Below are 22,722 nucleotides of genomic sequence, written 5' to 3'. Positions count from 1 at the left end.
TTCACGCCTTTTCATTTTTCGTTTTTTTATAAGTAAATAACGCTAAGGGAAACACCACAATGTTTAATCCCCCAAATATTAATACATTTACATAATTTTCATAATAATATTGGTGAACCATAAATTGGGTAAATACAATATTCATCATAAAGAAGGCACAAAGCAGCGCGACACCAATAAACTTAAGCCTCATAACGCTTCACCCTTACTGCGTATACCGCGCCATTTTCAACTTTCACCTGAATCTCAGGCAGCGGCCTTCTTGGCGGACCGGCAGTTGGAACACCTGTTTCAACATCAAATTTCCCATGATGACAAGGACAAACCATCTCTCCTTCTTCCTTCACCCAGAAAACCGGGCAGCGAAGATGTGTGCATGCATTTTGGTAAGCTACGTATTTCTTTTCTGACAATCTGATCAAAAGAGCATCATCATGATCACCTGGAAATTTAAACTCTAATGCGTCACCAATTGCAAGTTTGCTTACATCTGTTATTTTTTTGTGAGGATACTCCTTATCCCCCAGCCCCAGCAATTCTTTAGCCGCTACCGCCCCCCAAGGAAGGGAGGAAATTGCGAATACGCCAGCAGCCCCCACTAATGTTTTCATGAATCCACGTCTGTCAAGCTTTCTTTCATTATTCCGTTCAATATTATGAGTGTAATTATCTTCATTAAAGGGAATTTTATTATTTTTATCTGACGGCATCTTAATCCCTCCTAAAATAGCTTTGTTATCCCCTGTAAAATACCAGGCAAATTTACTTTAACGTTCGTTTCACCTTCAAGATACGGGATGCTGGTCACCCATTTTCCATTATCTAGATTAAATTGTTTTTTCTTATTTTCAATTTCTTCATCTGTTAGCCACTGAAGTGTATTAGACGGACAAACACTTGCACACATTGGCGGGATACTGTCTTTTGTCCGGTCGATACATAAATCGCATTTGTACATTAAGTTTTGTTCAGTATCAAATTTTGGTATTCCGTATGGACAAGCAATCGTACAGTTTTGGCAGCCGATACATTTTTCAACGAGAGCTGATAATACGGCCCCTGTTTCATGGATTTGGATTGCCTGGGCTGGACAGCTTCTTGCACAGGCCGGATTCACACAATGAAGGCACATAAGAGGCATGGTTTGCCGATTAACCATAGGGTTTACATCGTAAACGTAGTTTCTGTTCCGCTCTTCATGCCCTCCGCATTGTGTACATGCTGCAAGGCATGAACGACATCCTATACAGTTTTCAAGTTCTAAGTACAGCCTCTTTTTCATTTATTGCACCTTCTTTATTTCTACTTTTTCCAATTGAGCAGCACATGCCTTATATTCCGGCATACGGGAAATCGGATCCAGTGCTGCAATGGTTAATAGATTGATAGATTGCTCGTGACCAAAGTGGTACGGAACAAATACAGTATCTTTACGAATTGCTTCTGTAATTTTCACTTTATAGATTGCCTCACCTCTTCGGGTAAATAGGCGGACTCTTTCTTCATGTTCCATATTGTATATTTTTGCTGTTTCAGGATGTACTTCGACGTATGGCTCCGGACACATATCACGCAGGAACTGGATTCTTCTCGTCTGGTTCCCTGATAAGTAGTGGTAAACGACACGTCCAGTTGTTAAACGAAGCGGATATTTTTCATCTGGCTCTTCAGCAGGGGGGCGGTAAGGAAGCGCACAAATTTTCGCTTTGCCGTCTGCGTGATAGAATTTTTTATCCAGGAACATATGGGGCGTTCCCTTGTCATTTTCATCCTTGCAAGGCCAAAATACACCGTCCTGTTTGTCGATTTTATCCCATGTAGCACCGTAATAATCGGCATATCCGCCTTTACTAGCCAGTCTGAATTCATCAGCTATATCTTTTGCTGTTTTCAAATATGAAAAATATTTTCCTCTTCCGAGACGTTCTGCAAGCTCTACTTGTATTTGCCAATCGGGCTTAGATTCACCGATTGGTTCTTGTGCCTTATTTATCTTAATAATTCTTCCTTCCAGGTTTGTAACTGTCCCTTCATCTTCTGACCACGTTACAGACGGCAGGATCACATCCGCAAACTCTGCTGATTCAGAAAGATAGAAATCCGAACACAACATAAAATCCAGGTTTTTCATCGCGCTTCTGACGAAATTTAAATTCGGCGCGGATACTGCAGGATTAGAACATAGCAGATACAATCCGCGGATCGTTTTTTGTTCCATTAGTTCAAACATTTCATAAGCAGAAACACCCGGCTGAGGCATTTCTTCCGGAGTGATTTTCCATACTTTACAAACTTCTTCTACATGTTTAGGATTTGTAATTTTTCGGTATCCTGGCAATAAATCCGCTTTCTGACCATGCTCTCGTCCACCCTGTCCGTTTCCTTGACCTGTGAATGTTGCTACACCAGACTTCGGACGGCCAATCTTACCCGTTACAAGCGCCATGTTTGTATATCCAGATACATTGTCAACACCCTTATGCTGCTGTTCAATTCCACGGGCAAACATGACAACTGCATTCGGTGCTTTTCCATAAATCTCTGCTGCGCGAATGATTTTTTCCGGTGCCACACCTGTAAGCTCACTCGTATATTCCGGTGTAAATTCTTTTACAAGCTCTTTTGTTTCTTCAAATCCGTTTGTATGATTATTAATAAACTCTTTGTCAGCATAACCCTTTTGAATTAATAAATTTAAGATTCCATTAGCAAGGGCAAGATCCGTTCCCGGTTTCAGGTCAAGGTGCACATCTGCTCTTCTCGCAATAGGCGTTTCGCGGGGATCCACCACGATAATGTATCCGCCTCTTTCTTGAACGTTCCAGACTCGGAACATAGAAGTTGGATGACATTCTGCTGTGTTACTTCCTGCAATAAATAAGCAATCCGTTTCATGAATATCTGTCCAGGGTAATGTTGAACCTCTATCTACGCCGAAAGAACGAAGGAATCCCCCGGCCGCACTAGACATACAGAAACGGCCATTATAGTCAATGTAGCGCGTTCCAAGAGCCACACGTGCAAATTTCCCTGTTAAATAGCATTTTTCATTTGTCATTGATACGCCGCTGAAAACGGATAATGAATCTTTTCCATATTTATTTTGAAGCTCACTGAACTTTTTCACGATTAAATCATATGCTTCATTCCAGCTTGCTTCACGAAAGCCTTCCTTTGTTCCCTTTAATGATGCATCATCACGAATAAGCGGTTTTAAAATACGATCATCATGGTTCGTCTGCTGGTAAGCTGTAACCCCTTTTGGACACATTTTTCCAACCGTTACAGGCCAGTCATAACGTGGTTCAACCCCAATGATTTTATTTGTCGCTCTATTTACCCTTAAATTCATTCCGCACTGCATTCCACAATACGCACAATGCGTTTTGACCAATGTTTCATTCGGGTGTATCACATTCTCTACTTCTTTAAAAAACTTATCCCTTTGCATTCTGGTTTGCCTCCTTAACTTTTAGCTCATGGATAGGGAAACCGGAAAATTGAGCAATCCGGTATTTTCTTCGGCAAGGTAGGCACATTTCAGCGAGATGATGGCCTTCCTTCGTTTGAAATTCGATATCGTTCACGCCGAGAACCTCTACGACATCTTTTGATTGTTCTGTTGAAACAAACTCATCACCACATACTTTGCATCCTTTCATGGATTGTTCCGCATAATGCTCTCTGTAGTTTCTTGCAAATACACTCATTGGGCGGAATGGTATGTGAGCAAGTTTTCCGAACGGAAGATAAATCAATGTAATAATGACTGACCACTGGTGAATCAGGGACATAGCTGGCTGACCTGCACCGCGCAAGAAGATGTTCATAAACGTTAGTGACAAGCCTGTAACGCTAACTAATAACAGCATATATAATGGAAGAAAGTCATACATGAATTTTTGTTCTGCTCTTGCCTGCATATTTTTCAAACGGCGGTATAGAGCCATGCATACTCCGGCGATTACCATCACAGCTGTAATGTTCAGAGCGTTATAAGATAAGTTAGCAATGATCCCATTAGCTGGTACTGTTATTACCCGGATCCCCATTGCGATAATGCTGTAGTAGCCATTGTCGTCCATGGTGAAGTACATCCATCCAAATACTAGAGGGAATGTCACGAAGCAGGAAAGAATACATCCCCATCCGATTAGAATGTGCTGAGTCCATCGGTAAATTCCCCTATTCCAGATGAAATTGTATGTTGCTAAATGTTCAACTGATGTTTTAGGCGTTGATTTTCTAAATAGAAGTTTGATGCCTTTTTTTATAAAAATCTTTGTTGGCGGCCTTTCTCCCCATGCGATAAACCTGTAAAAGAACCCCCCAATAAAAATAATCGTCCCCACCATATAGCCATAAAGGTTTAAATCTACGTGTGTAAACATTCTTGTGCCAAAAAACGATAAGGTTACAAGTCCGCAAACTGCTAGAAACATAGACTTAGCAAAATGTGATGCAAATGCATTATCAATTGATTTTCCTGTTTTTTGATTTGCTGCGACTTTTGCCTGCATTACTATTCCTCCTCATTACAAACAATTACCATACCCTTATTGTAAGAGGTGCCCCGATTTTTCCATATCGGGGAACTTCCCTATCATAAGGGAAAAATTCCCCTATCTTTGAAAATAAAAAAACAGCTCTGATGTGCAGAACTGCCTGTACTTTATTATAAACTTGCTCTTTTCCAGTTTTTCGTAATTTATATTATATAGGAGGAAATACTGATGGAATTTTTTCTTGAAGTTAGGCTGTTTTCGGAGAATAAACAAAAAAAAGAAAGTGCCCTTTTAATAAGAGCACTCTCTTCCTTTTTGCTACTTCTTGATGTGAAATAACTATATAATATGCTGTTTTTTTAGAGCTAATGAAATCGAAACCTTTAATTCATTTAATTGTTGTTCTTTTTGAAGGAAAAGCTGCTCGGCTTCTTTTAAGGTTACTCGTGAAAATTGAATAGCTTCCCCTGGTTTGACCTGAGCAATTAATGGTAAATCTGCTGTAATCACTTGAGCTATCTTAGGATACCCTCCCGTTGTTTGGCTATCCGCAAGAAGAATGATAGGGTTTCCATCAGGAGGAACTTGAACAGACCCGTTAGTTACTGCTTCAGACAATAGTTCCCTTTTATCCTGTAACTCTAACAAAGGACCTGATATTCTATAGCCCATACGATCAGATTGGTTTGAAACTTTAAACAAATTCTCTGCAAAACTAACTTTACTAGAGTCCGTAAAATAATCGTACTGGCTTCCATCTACGAAACGAATAACTGGCATGCGATTTGGCATAAACTCCTTTTCATTGACAAACCACAATGGAGCGATAAACGCTTCCTTAAACTCCCGGTTATCTAGAATCGTAGAAGTTTCATTAAAATCCACAACATCATCTACTTTTAATGCTCTTCCCTTATAGCCGCCAATTTCCCCTCTTAGATATGTACTTTTACTATTCATAACTGTAGAAATAGCGTATCCTCCCGCTACAGACAAATAAGTTCTACAACCTGATTTACATCCCGCGAATCGAAGAATCGTGCCTTTTTTTACATAAACAGGCTTCCACATTGGAACAGCCTGACTGTCTATAGTAGGTGATAAATTTCCACCTGTTATCGCGATCAAGCAATTTTTTTCTATTTTAAGAGTCGGTCCCATTAACGTAATTTCCAGGGCCGCTTCACCTTCTTTATTGCCAACTAACATATTGGCAATTCGTAGGGAATATGCATCCATTGCGCCGCTTACAATCACTCCATGTTGCTGAAATCCTTTTCTTCCAAGATCCTGAATACTAGTTAATAATCCCGGTTTGATTACACGCAGGCTCACTGTAACCCCTCCTTAAGAATAATTTCATTATACTCTTGATTAGAAATTGGATGGAATTTCACAATGTCTCCTGCTTGTAATAGGCTAGGAGGATTTACATTTGGTAAAAAGAGTTTGGTTGGCGTTTGTCCAATTAATTGCCACCCTCCAGGCGTAGATATTGGATATACACCCGTTTGCATACCTGCAATTCCAACTGCTCCTGTTGGTATCGTCATTCTAGGAGAGGATCGTCTAGGCGTTGCAATTTTTTCTGATAGTCCACCGAGAAACGGAAAACCTGGAGCAAATCCAATCATATAGGCTAAGTACTCACCATTTGAATGAATATGGATGACTTCAGCAGTAGTTAAATTATTATAACGAGCTACATATTCCAAATCCGGGCCATATTCCCCCCCATAACATACAGGAATAGAAACAGTTCGATGTGTTAGCTTTTTATCTTCTTTTAACCACTGTAGTTTCCTTTCCAGGATAGAACGAACCACTTCATATGGAGAAATACATTCATGGTTATTGCTTTGTTTTTGTTTCTTATAGATAACTAGAGGATCATAAAAAACTGTCAAATTTGTAAAAGCCGGCACACATTCTATAAATCCAACAAAAGGTTCATCTTCAAGCAAATCCATAAACATTTTAATTTTTTTGTGAATGTCGTATTTAATTTCATTCCCAAATGTAATCACGATTGCGGAATCGCCTAAGGGAGACAGTACGCATGTAGTTTTATTCAATAGCTTTTCCGGCATAGAACTCATCTCTTTCTGTTAGTTATAAAACGCCTAATTTTTCATCACGAATATCCGTTATAAACATATGTCCTGGTGCATGCGTAATCATAATCGCCGGTTTTGTTTCCATTGCGATAGATTGAGGCGTTACTCCACAAGCCCAGAAGACTGGCACTTCTCCTTCACGAATCGTTACTGCATCACCAAAATCAGGCTGCTGTATGTTAGAAACACCAATCGCCCCCGGATCTCCAATATGGATTGGACCACCATGAACAGCAGGAAAACGCGATGTAACTTGAGCCGCTCGCACCACATCTTGCTGAGGAATCGGACGCATGCTTGCTACCATTTTCCCGTGAAAGATCCCGGCTTCAGTACATGAAATATTCGTTTTATACATTGGTACATTACAGTCCTCTTCAATATGACGAATGGAAATATCATTGTTTAAAAGGGCATGTTCAAATGTAAAGCTGCAACCTATTAAAAATCCAACCATATCATCTTCCCAATAATCTGAAATATCCGTTACTTCTTCCACTAATTCACCATATTTATATATCCGATATTTTGGAATATCTGTACGGATATCACCAGACTGAGCAGCAAATTTAGGAATAGGGGAACCAATCTCTGTCACGTCTAAAAGTGGACAAGACTTAGGATTACGCTGACAAAATAATAAAAAATCAAAAGCATGCTCTTTTTTTAAGATGGCTAAGTTTGCTTGTGCATACCCGTTTGCCATTCCAGCAGTCGGTTTAATCAATTCATTGTTGCGGATCATTGCGCGCAATTCAGCCGGGGTTGCTTGCGAAAGATTAATCATATTATACATCTCCTATAAGTAACTAGCAGTTTTTCACAAACTGCTAGTCGTAATAATTAGATTGAATCTATAGTTATTTAAATAGTAATGGTAGCTGAGTAAATAAAGTATAGCCACCCATTAACGCCATAACAACTACCACAAATACACCTGATATCGTCAACCATAAAGGATGTTTATATTCACCCACAATGTTTTTCTTATAAGCAGCAATTAATAATGTTCCAAGTGCAATTGGTAAAATCAGACCATTAATTGCCCCCACTACAAGTAGTACTTTTACCGGTTTACCAATTAACAAAAAGCAAATTGTTGAAAGTACTATAAAGCCAATTATAATCCAGTTAGCCTTTTTATTTATTTTTTCACTGAATGTTCTAATAAACGAAACGGAAGTATATGCAGCACCTACTACTGATGTGATTGCTGCAGCCCACATAACAACACCAAAGATTTTATAACCAACATTTCCAGCAGCAAGTTGAAAAACGGATGCCGCAGGGTTTCCTGAATCAATTTGCAAGCCTTTAGATACAACACCGAGAACTGCTAAAAATAATGCAACTCGCATAACTGTAGTTATTAAAATACCCATTACTGAACTCTTTGTGACTTCTGGCAGTGCTCCGACACCTTTCACGCCTGCATCCAATAGACGATGACCGCCAGCAAATGTAATATAGCCACCCACAGATCCTCCAACTAATGTAACGATTGCGATAATATCAATCTTATCAGGTGCAAATGTCTTAACTACTGCTTCTCCAACTGGAGGAGAAGTTGTCCATGCAACATATATCATCAAACATATCATAAAAAAGCCGGCAATTTGTGTAAAACGGTCCATCGCTTTACCTGCTTCTTTTACAACAAAAATTAATATTGCAATGACGGCACTAATTGCCGCTCCAGCAGTTGGGGAAATTCCAGTCATCGCATTTAGACCAAGTCCAGCTCCTGCGATGTTCCCTATATTAAATGCTAGCCCCCCCATAACTATGAGTGCCGCTAGAACATAACCTAGTCCTGGAAGAACCATGTTTGCAATCTCTTGTCCTCGTTTTTCAGATACAGCAATAATGCGCCATACATTTGTTTGTGCAAAAATATCAAGAATTACGGAAATAAGAATAACAAACCCAAAACTTGCTGCAAGACTTTGGGTATAAACAGTTGTCTGCATTAAAAAACCTGGTCCTATGGCTGATGTTGCCATAAGAAATGCTGCACCTAGCAATAATGTCCGGTTAGTTTTTGGCTTAGATTGATTTTTTGTCTGGTCAGTTGTTGTATTTTTGATTGGCTCCAATGGAATCTACCTCCTAGATGTTTGTGATTTTATTTAGAAATAGACTTAACTGTAATTTCAGATATTTCTAAGGATTTTTTTACATGATGAGCAAAGGTTAAAGCATGTGCTCCATCCCCATGAATACAAATTGTATCTGCCTTTAAAGTCACATCAGTTCCTTGCTGTGACAAAACCTTTCCTTCTTTAACCATTCGAATTACTTGTGCAACAGCATCATCATCATTTTCTATCATTGCATGCGCTTTCATACGAGAAGTCAATGAACCATCTTGTTGATATGTCCGATCCGCAAACACTTCACTAGCCGTTTGTAATCCAATGGTCTGTCCAGCACGTATTAATTCACTGCCCGACAAGCCAAATAAAATGAGCTCAGGATTAATTTTGTATACAGCTTCAGCTATGGCAAGAGACAACTCTTTATTCTTTGCCGCCATATTGTACAAAGCACCATGTGGTTTAACATGTTGCATATTCCCGCCTTCAGATTGCAAGAAGCCATTTAACGCACCAATTTGATAGACAACAATATCATAAGCTTCCTGTGGTGAAATATTAATATTGCGTCGGCCAAAACCTATTAAATCTTGTAATCCAGGGTGGGCACCAATTTTTACATCTTTCTCTAAAGCAAGTTGAACCGTTTTTCTCATAACGGTCGGATCGCCAGCATGAAATCCACAAGCAACATTGACAGATGTTACATAATCCAAAATCTCTGCATCATTTCCAATTCGATATGTACCAAAGCTCTCTCCTAAATCACAATTCAAATCAACTGTATTCATTGTACACTCCTCCTATTTACAGAAATTTCGAACAATAAAACCTATAAATATTTAGATAAAAAAATAAGTATTTCACTTTCATTAAATTTCATAAAATTCCGAAATTCGGAATTGACGTTTCATATTTCGGAATATTCTTATTCTAGCATGTTTTTTTTATTTCGACAATACAATTGTTAGCTAACCTAACATATGTTTTTGTATTTTTTCATTAATCTTGAATATCATTGATGTCAGAAGATTATGTACATAGATTAAAGTGAAAAAATAATATATAGGTGTATTATTTATAGACCGGCAAAAACATATACTAAGCCTTTTTTTCCTAAAAAAAGTCGTTGATTCCTATGATAAGGAATCAACGACTTGGATTTTCATTCTATATGTAGGTTCATGTTAAACTTGCGACTTTGTATTTTTATCCCGATGGCAAAATATTTTTTTCAAGTCTTCTCATTTTTAATTAAAATCGATTTATAGAAAATACTGAGATATCATTCTCACTCTTACCTGAAATAATAAGGTCACTTAAAATCTCTCCAATAACACTACTGAATTTAAACCCGTGCCCAGAGAAACCTGCTGCAATAGCAATGTGTGGATAATTAGGATGGGTATCCACTATAAAGTTCTCATCAGGGGTCATTGTATAGATGCAGTTTTTCCCATATTTTATTTTTTGACCGGTAGGCATAAATTGTTGTAGGAACTGTACCAAATCTCCCTCATCTTCATCTAATTCACCAAACCCTGCTATAGAATCATCAGGATTAATGTAATTTCCCCCATCATGTCTCCCTAATTTTAAACCACTGTCATTTATACTTGGAAAGCCATAGTATGTACCTACAGACGTATCAAAAGTGAAGGCTGGAAAGTTTTTGTAATTATATAATTCATTTGCTTCAAACCATGCAAATGTTTTTCTGATAGGGGCTAGAGGAACATTTAAGTCTAACATCGCTAAAAGTTTTGGTGACCATGCTCCTGCTGCAACAACTAATGCCTCTGCGTAGAAAGTCTGTTCATCAGTTTTAATCGTAACCCCATTATTATGAACACATATCTTCCTTACTTGGCTATTCACAATGATGTTAGCACCATGTGACTCTGCAAGTTGCTGATACGCTCGAATACAGTCTTCACTTTTTAACACACCTGAAGTCGATTCAAAGCAGCCTATATAATCTTCTGGTAGTGAGATACCTGGCCATCTTTNCATCTTTCATGGATTTGAATCTAGGATTTCTAATGGTAAATTAAATTTATTTGAACTTGCGATTACTTGCTTAATAAATGTGGATTTTTGACTGCCTGCATTCAGTACACCTGTTGGAAGAAATAACTGTTTATCCGTAAGTTTTTCTAAGTCATTCCATAGTTTTTGAGATTTAAGTGCCAAAGAAACATACTCTTCCCCTTCACCATAAGCATGTCTTATAATTCTTGTTTCTCCATGATGACTACCTTTATTATGAGGAGGAACAAAAGAGTCTAATAATAATACCTTTTTTCCATTTTTAGATAGGAAATATCCTGCGGACATTCCCATAGATCCAGCTCCAATTACAATTACATCATAATGCATTTTTACTTTACTCCTCCTGACTAAGATGATTATCACACATTTTAGAAAGTAAGAAGTGTCAAAAAACTATGCTTTCTGCTATAGGTGTGAAGATATTAAATAAATTCCTTACTTGATGAAAAAGGAAGCCGATTCACTTAAAATGGTGAGTGTAAAACATCTTCCATTATAGTTTTAGAATTCAATTTCTCCAATAGCCATTTCGACAAGATTGACTATTTCCCCTTCATGAATTTGCCTATTTATTATTTCAATGTCAGGATAAAAGAATCGATCTTCTTTTACCATTGGGACTTGGTCGCGTATTAAATGGTACACACTTTCCGTAATCGGCGACGGTTTCAAGGGGTGATGAAAATCCATTGCTTGCGTGGCCGTCATAAGCTCAATGGCTAAAATATATTCAAGTTTCTTTGAAATCTGATATGCTTTCTTCGAAGCATAATAGGCAAAACTTATCAGGTCTTCTTGGTTAGCGCATGTTGGAACATTATCTACGGTTGCAGGATGTGAAAGAACTCTAATCTCATTCAATAGTCCCGCAGCTGTATATTGTGGAATCATGTAGCCGCTATTTAACCCTGGATTAACTACTAAGAAATTAGGAAGTTCACTAAGGTGATGGTTTACTAGACGATCAATTCTTCTTTCGGTAATTTTCGCTAAATTCGCTAAGGCAATGCACATCGTATCCGCGTAGATTCCTACGTAGGAACCATCAAAATTTCCACCCATGAGTGCAATTCCATCTTCCTCTTCCGGAAATATAATTGGATTGTCACTTGCAGAGTTCATCTCATTCTCAATAGTAACCGCAGCGTCCTTCAATACTCTCTTTATGGCACCATGAACTTGTGGAATACATCGTATGCTAAGCGCATCTTGTAATCTATGTTCCTTGTATGTATCAATGATTTGGCTGCCCTCAAGTATTCTTGTTACATTTCTGGCTGTCTTAGCCTGTTCCTCATGTTTCTTTACGGTGTGGGAACGAGGATCAAATGCTTTAATTGTACCTTTTAGCACTTCTAAGGACATAGCTCCCGTAATGTCGGCAGTTTTCGCTGCTTGCATGCTATTGTATAAGGCCAAGATAGCCATAGCTGTGACAGAAGTAGTTCCACTTGTAAGTGCCAATCCTTCTTTAGCCCCCAACGTAACAGGTGCTAATCCAGCTTTCTCTAACGCTTCTATTCCAGGGATGAGCTCATCTTTATACCATGCCTTCCCCTCTCCAATCACTACTAAGGCCATGTGAGCTTCAGGAGAAAGATATCCCACTGACCCATCACCTGGAACAAACGGAAGAATATCGTGATTTAAAAGTGAAGCAATTAGATTTAATACTTTTAATCTGACTCCTGAAAAACCTTGACCTAAATTCACAAGAATCATCAATTGAATGGCTCTCACTACTTCTCTTTCTAGAGGCTGTCCAACAGAAACTGCATGAGAACGAATAATATTTCGTTGAAGAGTTTCTGCATCTTCAGAAGAAATTACCTCTGTCATATTACTGCCAAATCCTGTTGTTACACCATAAATCAATCGATTTTCATCTAAAAACTTGTCTATTAGGCTACGGGATTTATCCACCCTATCACAATATGTTTGAGTAAAGGAAACGATCGCCCCATATCTAGCAACCGCAATCACTTCTTGGATTGAGATAGCACCATCCCCAAGTACAACCTCTTTAATATCTTTAGGGTGTATACAATTTATTGTTGTCATGATTCAACACTCCTCTCCTTTCGAAAATATATTCAAGATTAAACAAGGAGACGATAGAAACGTTTCTTCTCAATTATTTACTAGAAAATAATCTTAAGTTATTTTCTTATTTTCTGTAAAGGGAATATCGGTTTCCTTCGGAGAGTTCCCCGCTTCAAGCAAAGGGTCACTTGCTTCATGTAAGGAAAGATTCTTCGTTTCAGGTGCCCAGGCAATCGATACAATCAAACCGATTAGCAGAACTACAGCCATACCAATCATTGAAGTACCCAATCCGAATGAATTTAGACTAATAGGCAGCAGAAATGTTCCAATTGCAGAACCAATCCGACTAATTGCTGTTACCATACCTATTCCAGATCCACGAATCTCAGTTGGAAAAAGCTCTGCTGGGTATACTAATGTAAGGTTTGATGCTGCTGACATGAAAAAAGTAAAGATCAAGAAGGCTATCAACATTAAGAATTGAGAACCATTGTGTAAGAAGCTGAGTGAAAACAATGAAACAGTAAGGATAGTAAAGGCCCCGATGGTAAATCCTCTACGTGAAAATTTCGCAAGCAACCAAAGACCAACAATTGCCCCAATAAGCAAGAATAGATTTAACATTGTATCGGCAAAAAAGTTTTGTTCAAAACCCATTGTACTTAGTATGGACGGTAGGAAAGTGTAGATTGCAAAGTACGGAATGACAAGAGTTAATTTGAATATTCCACCAAAAGCCAAACGCTTACGAAGCTTTTCACTGAAAAGTCCACGAAATCCTAGAGTCTTTTGATTTTCAGTACCAGTAGTCGTTTCACCCATTTCAACGTTCGATCCAAGGTGTTTCTTTACAATCTGGCGAGCTTCTTCGACACGCCCCATGCTGACAAGCCATCTTGGTGATTCAGGCGTTCCTATTCGTAAGATTAAAACCACAATAGCGGGAATAGCAGCACTAACAAGCATCCAACGCCATGAGTCTGAACCAACCTGTCCCAAGTAATGACCCACAAAGTTTGATGCTACATATCCAAGCGTCCATACTACGTTTATAGACGCGAGGAGCGAGGAGCGATACTTTTTTGGTGAAAACTCGGCGAGTAAAGTCGTACCGACAGCGTAATCTCCTCCAAGTCCAAAACCAATTAGTAACCGTAAAATCAAAAGCTCTTCTGGACTACTAACAAAAAATTGTAAAATAGTAGCGATCGTGATAAGTAAAAAGTTTACGAGAAAGATTTTCTGCCTGCCTATACGATCAGAAAGCCTTCCAAGTACCAAAGCTCCCGCAAATAGACCGACTAATGCAGAACTTCCGATCAATCCCGTCCACATTGCATTTAGCTCCAATTGAGGACCAAGTACTGTCAGAGCCATCGCGATGATTCCAAGTGAATAACCATCACAGAAGCTTGATCCAAAAGTAAGGCCAGCAATACGAAAATGAAACTTTTTAAATGGTACATCGTCAATCGTGAATTTTTGTTCGCTCAAAGAATCCCCTCCATTTTTAGATTTTTCAGATATATCAACTTAAAAAAATACTTTACAATGAAATATCAGTTAGGACATATTCCAACAAAATTACTAAATTTTCGGGCCTTCGCAACAACTAATTCAAAATGAATAATCAATATACAAATTGCCAACTCCAGCATGCTGTACTGTACATTCATTATTTCACCATTTGTTATCGCTTTGATATACTTTTACCTCCTAGCTATGAACTTAATTTTATTATGAAAATCTCACAAAAAATATTATAAATTAATGATTATCTTATTATTTATATTATGATATTATATTTCTATTGTATTTTTATTAAAAAAACACAAAACATTTATAAATATAAACACTTATTACGAAAATTTCGCTAGTATTATCTCTTTTGTGCCAAACTAATGTAACTCAAGTATTATAGAATTCATCATTTTGCAAATACTTGCAACTATCCTCATTCTCCTCAATTTTCTATAAAAGAGTCTTCTACCAAATCACCTATGGAACCGAAGCTATCATGATTAAGCTAAACAATAATCATTGAAATAAATGACTTCACTAAGGATTTTACACCCTTGTATTCTCTCAAATTTTGCCCGTGCTTCCTTTTCAGTGTCATACTCAAACATTTTTATACTGTTCTTCGCATGGACAGTGATTATCCACATAAAAATTCTCTCCCCTTAGAAGATTTTATTTTAAACCCCTTATTTTCCTATTTAAATAGAGATTTTTACATTTTATACCCAGCCACGGAAAGACGAAGCTTCAGCCGACTTTTTAATTCCAACCATATAGGCGGCTAAACGCATATCCACTTTATAAACCTGTGCGGTTTTAACAGAACCATCGTCCATTTTGACAGGTATACGAACTGTCAGCATTCGAAGAGGCTCTTTTAATAATTCAAATAATTCATTTGAGTAACCTAGTTTATTCAGCGCCTCTTTGATGACCGTTTGTGTTGAAAGAAATAAATCAAATGATTCATTTTCCTTTTTCTGTTCCTCGGATAAGCTCTCCGAAGTCTTTATAATTGACATGATATCCACCCCATTATTAGTAATTAAATTTATCCCTCATTTTCTTTTCTATTGCAGTGGAGGATTAAACCTATTTAGAAAAACAATTTTGAGACGCATCATACAAATAGAACATTTGCTTTGTGTCTCGTACTAATCCATGAAGCGGAAATCAAGAGAAAGGATGTGTATAGGATTGTCAAAAAAGAATCCATCTAATGCATCATCCACTTATCTTGGATTAAGAAGCTAATCCAACCTCTCTTATATCAATATTTATTGTTTCTCTTTTAGCATCATCTTACAAAAAAGGAGCAATCGCCGTAACCATTGCTCCTTATAAGCTGTAAGTTCTTATTTATTGGTCTTAATCTCTTCTTTCTAATTTACTATCTTTGTTGAAACCCTATTTCCTAGAAAGACTATGTTTTAACTGACCATATCATTGGTTGATTTAGACGAGTTACTTTGTTTACCTGGTTTCACAAAAACCATGGCTATCATTCCTATTGTTACTGCAATGGATGCTGCAATAAACATTGCATTATATCCATGTTTTGCTACAAGACTTCCTGTTAGGGTCGGTGCAATAATAGTAGCTAGATTCGCAATAAAATGAGTTACTCCCCCAAAAGTTCCTGCTTTATTTGGCTCTGTATCAAGAACAACAATCCAATAGATAGAATTTGGTAAATAATTAAAGGCATTGCCTATACACATTAATGCAAGTACTGCTGCTGCACTCTCAACAGTTGGGATCAACATAAAACAAACAGCTGTACAAAATAAGGAAACTACTGTGAACCAAGATCTAGCAATACGTAAATTCCCTGTTTTTCTACGTAATATATCCGAGATTTTACCACCTAATAATCCAGTGATAATAGCTCCTACCCAGGGAATCATACCAATATATGAAAGAGATGAAAGTGAATAATTAAATTCATCTTGCAGATATTTGGGAGTCCATGTAAGTAATAAAATATTTACATATAAAAAGGCAAAATATCCAATGGCATTCATTACTAACGTAGGGTTTTTAAAAAAATGGTACCACGGTACATTTATTTGTTCGTCTAATTTCGTTTCGCCTTTAATTAATATATCTGCTCTTCGAATTTCTTCTAGTTCGGTTTTCGAGACTCTTGGATGATCTTCAGGTAGGTTTGTAAATACTTTGTTCCAAATTACTACCCAAATAAAACCTAATAAACCGAGAATAACAAATGTTACTTTCCAGTTAGTGAATGTTAGAAGACCTACTACGATGGGTGCAGTAATTAATGCTCCAATTGGCGTCCCAACTAATCCAAGTGCTACAGCAAACCCTTTTTCTTTAGGAGATACCCAGTTTGCCATAGTTCGGTTCATTGTTGATAAGGTAGGTCCTTCAGCGAACCCAAATAAAACACGAAACACCGCAAATCCTGCCAATGCAGAACCTCCAAATAATGCTGCACCTATATGACCTGCGAATATTGTCCCAATTTCAAAAAAAGACCATGTAGTTCCAGCAATGATCCACATAAATTTAGGACCTTTCTTATCTGCTAAAGCACCACCAAATAGCGCTCCGAATATATAACCATATCCAAAATAACCTAAGATTGCTCCCCAACTTACTGGATCTAAATTGAACTCCTTGATGATTTCAGCTTGGGCATATGAAAGTGCACCTCTATCAATATAATTTATGATTGTAATAAGAATAATCATAAAAATAATAAAATAACGATATTTATTTCTCAACATGTAGTTCCCCCCTTGATGTGTGATAGAGAGCAGCAATACTTACTGATTTTAAACATAAAAACAGTAATCATAAGACCCTTTATCTAGTCTGTATTATGCAACCTGTAATAAATTGCAGCCATGCATCCCCTGACTTTGACTGTTTCGGCACCCTTATAGGCTTTGCTCGGATCAAGACAGACGAAATCAATTTGCATGACAATCGGGTGCTGGCCAATATCTAGTAAAATATCAATCAACTCATTAGCTGGCATTCCACCATGGGTAGAGCATGTACACCCAGCGCAACTAAAATATCAAGTATATCTCCTGCATTGACAACTCTTAATTTTGTTAGATCCACTTTTTCATCCAAGATGTAGGTAACAAAGCCTTTTCACATCCGCCGAAATTCCAGCGGATATAAAAAGGCTCCTGATACACTGATTGAGGACCGTGAAATGGGTGCTCCATAAAGGATAAGGTAAGGCGTATCTTCTTCTGGTACATTCCAAGATCATCAGGCTTTTGAAGCCATTCTTTCTCTATATTATTTCACCACTTGTACGCCCTTTTTCCATACGGACTTAACGTGGTTAACTCCAAATAAATATTGCAATTCCTGATAGTTTTCTACATTCCATAAAACAACATCTGCTTGTTTTCCGACTTCCAGCGATCCTACCTTTTCCTGCCTATTGATCGCACAAGCAGCATTGTATGTCGCCGCCGTTAATGCTTCTGCTGGGGTGAGCCGCATCGAGATGCATGCTAGATTCATAACAAGGGGCATAGAAGTCGTCGGTGAGGACCCGGGATTGCAATCCGTCGAAATGGCCACCGCTACACCTTCATCAATCATCCGTCTTCCTGCAGCCGCCTCTTCACGTAAATACAGCGCTGTTGCTGGAAGGAGACAGGCAATCGTTCCTGATTTGGCCATATCTTGAATGCCCTCTTCTGAAGCTTTCAATAAATGCTCGGCTGAAATAGCTCCTATTTTCGCAGCTAATTCTGCGCCACCATAAGACTCAATTTCATCAGCATGAATTTTAGGAATCAAACCGTAATTTTTTCCCGCCTCTAGAATCCGCTCCGATTGTTCAGGTGTAAAGACGCCTTTTTCACAAAATACATCATTAAACTCTGCCAGCTTTTCTTTTGCTACAATGGGAAGCATTTCATTAATCAAATGATCGACAAAGTCATCTTCACGACCTTTAAACTCATTCGGCACCGCATGTGCTCCCATAAAAGTTGGAACAAGATCAATCGGGTGCTTTTCCTGAAGCTTTTTCATCACACGCAACTGTTTCAACTCGGTTTCCAGATTCATACCGTAACCGCTTTTCCCTTCCACCGTTGTCACACCATGAGCGAGAAACGAATCAAGTCGATGTATGGTTTGTTCCATCAATTCTTCTTCACTTGCTTCCCTTGTCATACGGGTGGTTGCATGGATACCGCCACCCGCATTCATAATGTCCATATATGTTGCACCTTCAAGACGCATTTCAAATTCACTTGCTCGACTCCCGCCATATACAACATGCGTATGGGGATCCACTAGACCCGGTGTTACAAGGTAGCCAGACGCATCGAAAACTTCAGCTTCATGCAATCTATCTGCATAAAGCTCCTCTATTTCTTTAGTCGTACCGACAGCTTGAATCAAGCCATTTTCCATCCACAAGCTGCCATCTTCGATCAATCCAAGGTCAGACATAGCCTCTTTTGAACGGGGACCTTTTTTTACTGATGCAAGAGTAGCGAGATTTGCTGCATATTTTATCCAAATTGGTTTTGTCATGACTTATCTTTTCCTTTATCAAGCATTGGGATATTAATTCCTTTTTCACGAGCAGTGTTCTCTGCCAATTCATATCCTGCATCCACATGTCGCACTACACCCATACCCGGGTCTGTTGTTAATACACGTTCAATGCGAGCCCCTGCTTCTTTTGTACCGTCAGCCACAATAACCACACCTGCATGAAGTGAGTAACCCATTCCTACTCCACCACCGTGATGTACGGATACCCAGGTAGCTCCACCGACTGCGTTCACCATGGCATTTAAAATTGGCCAGTCAGCTACCACATCTGATCCGTCTTTCATAGCTTCAGTTTCACGATTTGGCGAAGCAACAGAGCCTGAATCCAGATGATCACGCCCAATTACTATTGGTGCCTTTAATTCTCCGCTCGCGACCATATCATTTAGAATTTTTCCGAAACGGGCACGCTCGCCATACCCCAGCCAGCAAATCCTAGAAGGGAGGCCTTGGAATTGAATTTTTTCCTGAGCCATTTTAATCCAATTGCATAAATGTTCATTATCTGCAAATTCACGTAAAATCGCCTGATCTGTTTTATATATGTCTTCAGGATCTCCAGACAGTGCTACCCAGCGGAAAGGCCCTTTTCCTTCACAGAATTGTGGGCGGATATAAGCTGGAACAAATCCAGGGAAGTCAAATGCATTTTCCACCCCTTCATCTTTCGCCACTTGTCTAATGTTATTACCATAGTCAAACGTCACTGCACCTTTTTCCATCATTTCAAGCATTGCTCTTACATGTTTGGCCATAGAAGCTTTAGAGCGTTTTACATACTCTTCTGGATTCGATTTGCGCAATTCAGCTGCTGCTTCAAATGACATACTTGAAGGTGTATAACCGTTTAGTGGGTCATGTGCAGATGTTTGATCGGTTAACACGTCCGGGATAAAGTTTCTCGCAATCATTTCAGGAAGAATGTCAGAAGCATTCCCAATCAGACCAATGGATAAAGCTTTTCCTGCTTGTTTTGCTTCTATGGCTAAACGGATGGCCTCTTCTAATGAATCCGTTTTCACATCCGTGTAACGAGTTTCAATTCTCCGGTCAATTCTTGTCTCATCTACATCAATTCCGATACAGACACCGCCGTTCATTGTTACGGCTAGCGGCTGTGCCCCACCCATACCGCCAAGACCCGCTGTTACTGTGATAGTGCCTCTTAAGGTATTATTGAAATGCTGCTTCGCTAGCTCCGCGAATGTTTCGTAAGTTCCTTGTACAATTCCTTGAGAACCGATATATATCCAGCTGCCAGCTGTCATTTGTCCATACATCATCAACCCTTTTTTATCGAGTTCATGGAATGTTTCCCAATTTGCATAAGCCGGGACAATGTTCGAATTTGCAATAAGTACACGTGGTGCATCTGTATGAGTTTTAAAAATAGCCACCGGTTTTCCAGATTGAACAAGTAAAGTTTCATTGTCTTCCAGTTCTTTCAGTGATTTGACAATTGCATCAAAGCACTCCCAGTTACGAGCTGCTTTTCCAATTCCACCGTATACCACAAGATCTTCTGGGCGTTCAGCTACTTCTGGATCTAAATTATTCATCAACATTCGAAGAACGGCCTCTTGTTGCCACCCTTTTGTATTCAAATCTGTACCTTCATATCGTATAACCTTGTTTTTTGTATTAGCATTCATTTTTTACTACCTCCTTGATGTGTTATATTTTCATTTTAAACTAAAAATTCAAATAATTTATTATAATTTGATGATATTTTTATGAATGGTTTTCATATTTTTTTATTTGTTTTATATTTTTATAAACAATTTCATTTTTTTCATTTGTAGCCCAATAAAAAAACGATTCAGTATTAGCTGAATCGCCTTTTTTCATAATCCAGACCGATAAGCAGATGGTGTACATGCTTCAAGCAGTTTGAATTTTGCATTAAAATATGTTTGATGTGAATAACCCGTTAATTGTGCAATTTCTTCCAATGATAAATCCGATTCCTTTAATAGACGTTTAGCCTCTCTAATTCGAACTTGATGCAGGGTATTACGAAAAGACTGACCGGATTCGGCTGCAAAACGACGGCTTAGAGTGCTTTTATTAATACGAAGCGCATCAGCGCATGTTGATAAACTCCATTGGGCATCCCAATAGTTAGACTCTATCAACTCCCTTGCTTTTTCGACAAGTGTGCGCGCCCCATTTTGTAATTGCTCATGATCCTGAAGAAGCAAACGGGTGGTAAACATAAGCAGCTCTTTAACAATTTGATAAATAACTGGTTTATGTACTATTTGCTGAAAAACTTCATGATAGATTGCTTCTAAAGATGAGTTTTGGAGGTTGTATGATTTCATATGCCTCCTGATCTGCGCAAGAACACTTGTAAGGCGAATGCGAACTATTTCAGGATCAGGGTATGGTTGCTGAAAAGTCAGAAATTCATGCTCGACCCAATTCCTAATCGCTTTCGTATCTCGTCTTTCAAGCATTTCAATCCATTGCCGTTGTTCCAGAGGAGTGAGAAATGGATCCATCTCTTGAGAGGACATTTGTTGACTTTCTGCTAAAATAATATCATAACCTTCGAAAAAAATTCGCCTCGTCAATTCACGAGTTTGCTGGTATGTATTTTTTAACGAATCATCTGAAGTTGCTACTTTGATTATTATGGCAAGAGGCTCATCCATACGTTCTTTCCAGTGAGCAAGAAACGCTTGATACTCTTCCTTATATACATCGACTTCCTTAGTTTCCTGGACGCATAAAATAAAATCCGATAACGCAAATATTTGATTATTGCCAGTAAAAGAATAACGTTGTAATTCATCATAAACTAAAGGAAGCGTGTTATGATGAGGTGTCAAAAATGCGACCATCGTTAACCTACTGTTATGTCTCCGCTCTGTCAAAAAGAAATCAGGGTAACCGATGGCCAACGTATTCTCTACTTCCATTGTGTTATTTGAGAGATAACCTTGACCGTTTCTCAATTGATAACGTAATTGTTGAATATGTTTTACTAAGTCTACAGAAGAAAAAGGACGGAATAAAACATCTTCCGCACGAAAACGAAGCGCTCGATATGCAGTTTGAAAGATTCGCTCAGATGAAACTCCTAACCATCGAATACCTCGTTGCTTTAACTTCACACCCAACATCTCACTTTCACTCGTCCATAAATCCATATCCAAAATGACGAATTCTGGATGCTGATTTTGCATACCCACTTCAAATTCCTCAATTGTTTTCCACAGAATTAATCGAACTCCAGTAAGATGAGACTCCACTATCCACCGGATTCCTTGAGCTTCTATCTCATCTTTTGCCACCAAATGGATTTCCACATTATTCCCTCATCTCTTCTTGCATTTAACTTTCATCAAGGAAACGTACCTATACATTAAAGTCGCCCTTAAAAGAAAATGAATAATACAATTATTTTCTAAGAAGCTTTCACCTTTCCTTCAATTCTATTCCACACAGAATGTTAAGAACAAGTCTTGTTGAGCAGCTTCATCCATTCGGATTTATTAAAAGTTTTTACAGAAGGAACTAACATTAAGAGCAACTACTGAAGATAACTGCTATCTTACAAAGACTTACCATTTATCTAAATACGAGTCATTGTTCGTTCATGAGTTTCTTATTCTTAGTATATTAACCGTCTTTCCAAGTTTTCAATTCACGCTTTCTAAAAAATGGGTGGGGCAGTAAAAGAGCTTGTTCTTTCTTTACGATACAACTATATTAAAAAATAAAAAGAAACACCAGAGAAAAATCTTACACTTTTCAATGGTGTTTCTTTTTATATCCCTTTTAAGACCCACAATTTAATTTTCATTTAAATCA

General features: G+C 38.3%; 17 protein-coding genes and 3 pseudogenes. All 20 read right to left on the bottom strand.

Translation table 11 applies throughout. The features are described 5' to 3' along the window. Position 1: 1 nt before the first annotated feature. The gene (locus AKG34_RS09270; protein ID WP_053345814.1) at positions 2-193 is read right to left on the bottom strand and encodes a hypothetical protein; all 192 of its coding nucleotides are present in this window, start codon (positions 191-193) and stop codon (positions 2-4) included. Beyond that, complete coding sequence (locus AKG34_RS09265) at positions 183-710, bottom strand: Rieske (2Fe-2S) protein (protein WP_053345813.1); 528 nt, start codon at positions 708-710, stop codon at positions 183-185. The genes AKG34_RS09270 and AKG34_RS09265 overlap by 11 nt, the downstream gene beginning before the upstream one ends. Positions 711-721: 11 nt before the next feature. After that, positions 722-1,282 (bottom strand): 4Fe-4S dicluster domain-containing protein, encoded by a 561-nt coding sequence (locus AKG34_RS09260; protein WP_053345812.1) that lies wholly within the window; start codon positions 1,280-1,282, stop codon positions 722-724. Beyond that, positions 1,283-3,451: a molybdopterin oxidoreductase family protein gene (locus AKG34_RS09255; protein ID WP_053345811.1), complete on the bottom strand. Its 2,169-nt coding sequence runs from the start codon at positions 3,449-3,451 to the stop codon at positions 1,283-1,285. It lies immediately after the preceding gene. After that, positions 3,438-4,520: a hypothetical protein gene (locus AKG34_RS09250; protein WP_053345810.1), complete on the bottom strand. Its 1,083-nt coding sequence runs from the start codon at positions 4,518-4,520 to the stop codon at positions 3,438-3,440. The genes AKG34_RS09255 and AKG34_RS09250 overlap by 14 nt, the downstream gene beginning before the upstream one ends. Positions 4,521-4,844: 324 nt before the next feature. Continuing rightward, positions 4,845-5,840: a 5-oxoprolinase subunit C family protein gene (locus tag AKG34_RS09245; RefSeq protein WP_053345809.1), complete on the bottom strand. Its 996-nt coding sequence runs from the start codon at positions 5,838-5,840 to the stop codon at positions 4,845-4,847. Continuing rightward, positions 5,837-6,604, bottom strand: coding sequence for a 5-oxoprolinase subunit PxpB (gene pxpB, locus AKG34_RS09240; RefSeq protein ID WP_152952264.1), 768 nt, complete (start codon positions 6,602-6,604; stop codon positions 5,837-5,839). Before pxpB ends, AKG34_RS09245 begins: the two co-directional genes overlap by 4 nt. Before the next feature lie 13 nt (positions 6,605-6,617). After that, positions 6,618-7,409 carry a putative hydro-lyase gene (locus AKG34_RS09235; protein ID WP_053345807.1) on the bottom strand — a complete coding sequence of 264 codons (792 nt, stop codon included), beginning with the start codon at positions 7,407-7,409 and terminating at the stop codon, positions 6,618-6,620. A gap of 73 nt (positions 7,410-7,482) precedes the next feature. Then, complete coding sequence (locus AKG34_RS09230) at positions 7,483-8,625, bottom strand: NRAMP family divalent metal transporter (RefSeq protein ID WP_152952354.1); 1,143 nt, start codon at positions 8,623-8,625, stop codon at positions 7,483-7,485. A gap of 122 nt (positions 8,626-8,747) precedes the next feature. Beyond that, complete coding sequence (locus AKG34_RS09225) at positions 8,748-9,509, bottom strand: 5-oxoprolinase subunit PpxA (RefSeq protein WP_053345805.1); 762 nt, start codon at positions 9,507-9,509, stop codon at positions 8,748-8,750. A 463-nt stretch (positions 9,510-9,972) separates the two neighbouring features. Continuing rightward, a pseudogene (gene solA / locus AKG34_RS09220) lies at positions 9,973-10,727 on the bottom strand (N-methyl-L-tryptophan oxidase); the annotation flags it as partial. Position 10,728: 1 nt separating this feature from the next. After that, positions 10,729-11,097: pseudogene (locus tag AKG34_RS28725) on the bottom strand (FAD-dependent oxidoreductase); the annotation flags it as partial. A 174-nt stretch (positions 11,098-11,271) separates the two neighbouring features. Then, complete coding sequence (gene hutH / locus AKG34_RS09215) at positions 11,272-12,831, bottom strand: histidine ammonia-lyase (RefSeq protein ID WP_053345804.1); 1,560 nt, start codon at positions 12,829-12,831, stop codon at positions 11,272-11,274. Positions 12,832-12,924: 93 nt separating this feature from the next. Continuing rightward, complete coding sequence (locus tag AKG34_RS09210) at positions 12,925-14,310, bottom strand: MFS transporter (protein ID WP_053345803.1); 1,386 nt, start codon at positions 14,308-14,310, stop codon at positions 12,925-12,927. Positions 14,311-15,134: 824 nt separating this feature from the next. Further along, positions 15,135-15,359, bottom strand: a pseudogene (locus AKG34_RS09205) (glutamate dehydrogenase); the annotation flags it as partial. A gap of 408 nt (positions 15,360-15,767) precedes the next feature. After that, positions 15,768-17,090: an MFS transporter gene (locus AKG34_RS09200; RefSeq protein ID WP_053345801.1), complete on the bottom strand. Its 1,323-nt coding sequence runs from the start codon at positions 17,088-17,090 to the stop codon at positions 15,768-15,770. A gap of 83 nt (positions 17,091-17,173) precedes the next feature. Next, positions 17,174-17,344, bottom strand: a complete 171-nt coding sequence (locus AKG34_RS28720; protein ID WP_236694898.1) for a hypothetical protein — start codon at positions 17,342-17,344, stop codon at positions 17,174-17,176. 275 nt (positions 17,345-17,619) lie between these two features. Further along, entirely contained in the window at positions 17,620-18,879 is a 1,260-nt protein-coding gene (hutI, locus tag AKG34_RS09195) for an imidazolonepropionase (RefSeq protein ID WP_053345800.1), read from the bottom strand. Continuing rightward, positions 18,876-20,555: a urocanate hydratase gene (gene hutU, locus AKG34_RS09190; RefSeq protein ID WP_053345799.1), complete on the bottom strand. Its 1,680-nt coding sequence runs from the start codon at positions 20,553-20,555 to the stop codon at positions 18,876-18,878. The genes hutI and hutU overlap by 4 nt, the downstream gene beginning before the upstream one ends. Positions 20,556-20,747: 192 nt before the next feature. Beyond that, complete coding sequence (locus tag AKG34_RS09185) at positions 20,748-22,217, bottom strand: response regulator transcription factor (protein ID WP_053345798.1); 1,470 nt, start codon at positions 22,215-22,217, stop codon at positions 20,748-20,750. Positions 22,218-22,722: the final 505 nt, after the last annotated feature.

Origin of the sequence: Peribacillus butanolivorans (assembly GCF_001273755.1) — a bacterium.
Taxonomy (GTDB): Bacteria; Bacillota; Bacilli; order Bacillales; family DSM-1321; genus Peribacillus; species Peribacillus butanolivorans.
This window is presented reverse-complemented; position numbering and strand designations above follow the sequence as displayed.

Excerpts from the sequence above, each read along its gene's own strand:
- hutU (WP_053345799.1), bottom strand. The coding sequence starts at position 20,555 with ATGAATGCTAATACAAAAAACAAGGTTATACGATATGAAGGTACAGAT.
- AKG34_RS28720 (WP_236694898.1), bottom strand. The coding sequence starts at position 17,344 with ATGCCAGCTAATGAGTTGATTGATATTTTACTAGATATTGGCCAGCAC.
- AKG34_RS09265 (WP_053345813.1), bottom strand. The coding sequence starts at position 710 with ATGCCGTCAGATAAAAATAATAAAATTCCCTTTAATGAAGATAATTAC.
- AKG34_RS09200 (WP_053345801.1), bottom strand. The coding sequence starts at position 17,090 with ATGTTGAGAAATAAATATCGTTATTTTATTATTTTTATGATTATTCTT.
- AKG34_RS09270 (WP_053345814.1), bottom strand. The coding sequence starts at position 193 with ATGAGGCTTAAGTTTATTGGTGTCGCGCTGCTTTGTGCCTTCTTTATG.
- hutH (WP_053345804.1), bottom strand. The coding sequence starts at position 12,831 with ATGACAACAATAAATTGTATACACCCTAAAGATATTAAAGAGGTTGTA.
- AKG34_RS09235 (WP_053345807.1), bottom strand. The coding sequence starts at position 7,409 with ATGATTAATCTTTCGCAAGCAACCCCGGCTGAATTGCGCGCAATGATC.
- AKG34_RS09250 (WP_053345810.1), bottom strand. The coding sequence starts at position 4,520 with ATGCAGGCAAAAGTCGCAGCAAATCAAAAAACAGGAAAATCAATTGAT.
- AKG34_RS09255 (WP_053345811.1), bottom strand. The coding sequence starts at position 3,451 with ATGCAAAGGGATAAGTTTTTTAAAGAAGTAGAGAATGTGATACACCCG.
- AKG34_RS09260 (WP_053345812.1), bottom strand. The coding sequence starts at position 1,282 with ATGAAAAAGAGGCTGTACTTAGAACTTGAAAACTGTATAGGATGTCGT.
- AKG34_RS09230 (WP_152952354.1), bottom strand. The coding sequence starts at position 8,625 with ATGGCAACATCAGCCATAGGACCAGGTTTTTTAATGCAGACAACTGTT.
- hutI (WP_053345800.1), bottom strand. The coding sequence starts at position 18,879 with ATGACAAAACCAATTTGGATAAAATATGCAGCAAATCTCGCTACTCTT.
- AKG34_RS09225 (WP_053345805.1), bottom strand. The coding sequence starts at position 9,509 with ATGAATACAGTTGATTTGAATTGTGATTTAGGAGAGAGCTTTGGTACA.
- pxpB (WP_152952264.1), bottom strand. The coding sequence starts at position 6,604 with ATGAGTTCTATGCCGGAAAAGCTATTGAATAAAACTACATGCGTACTG.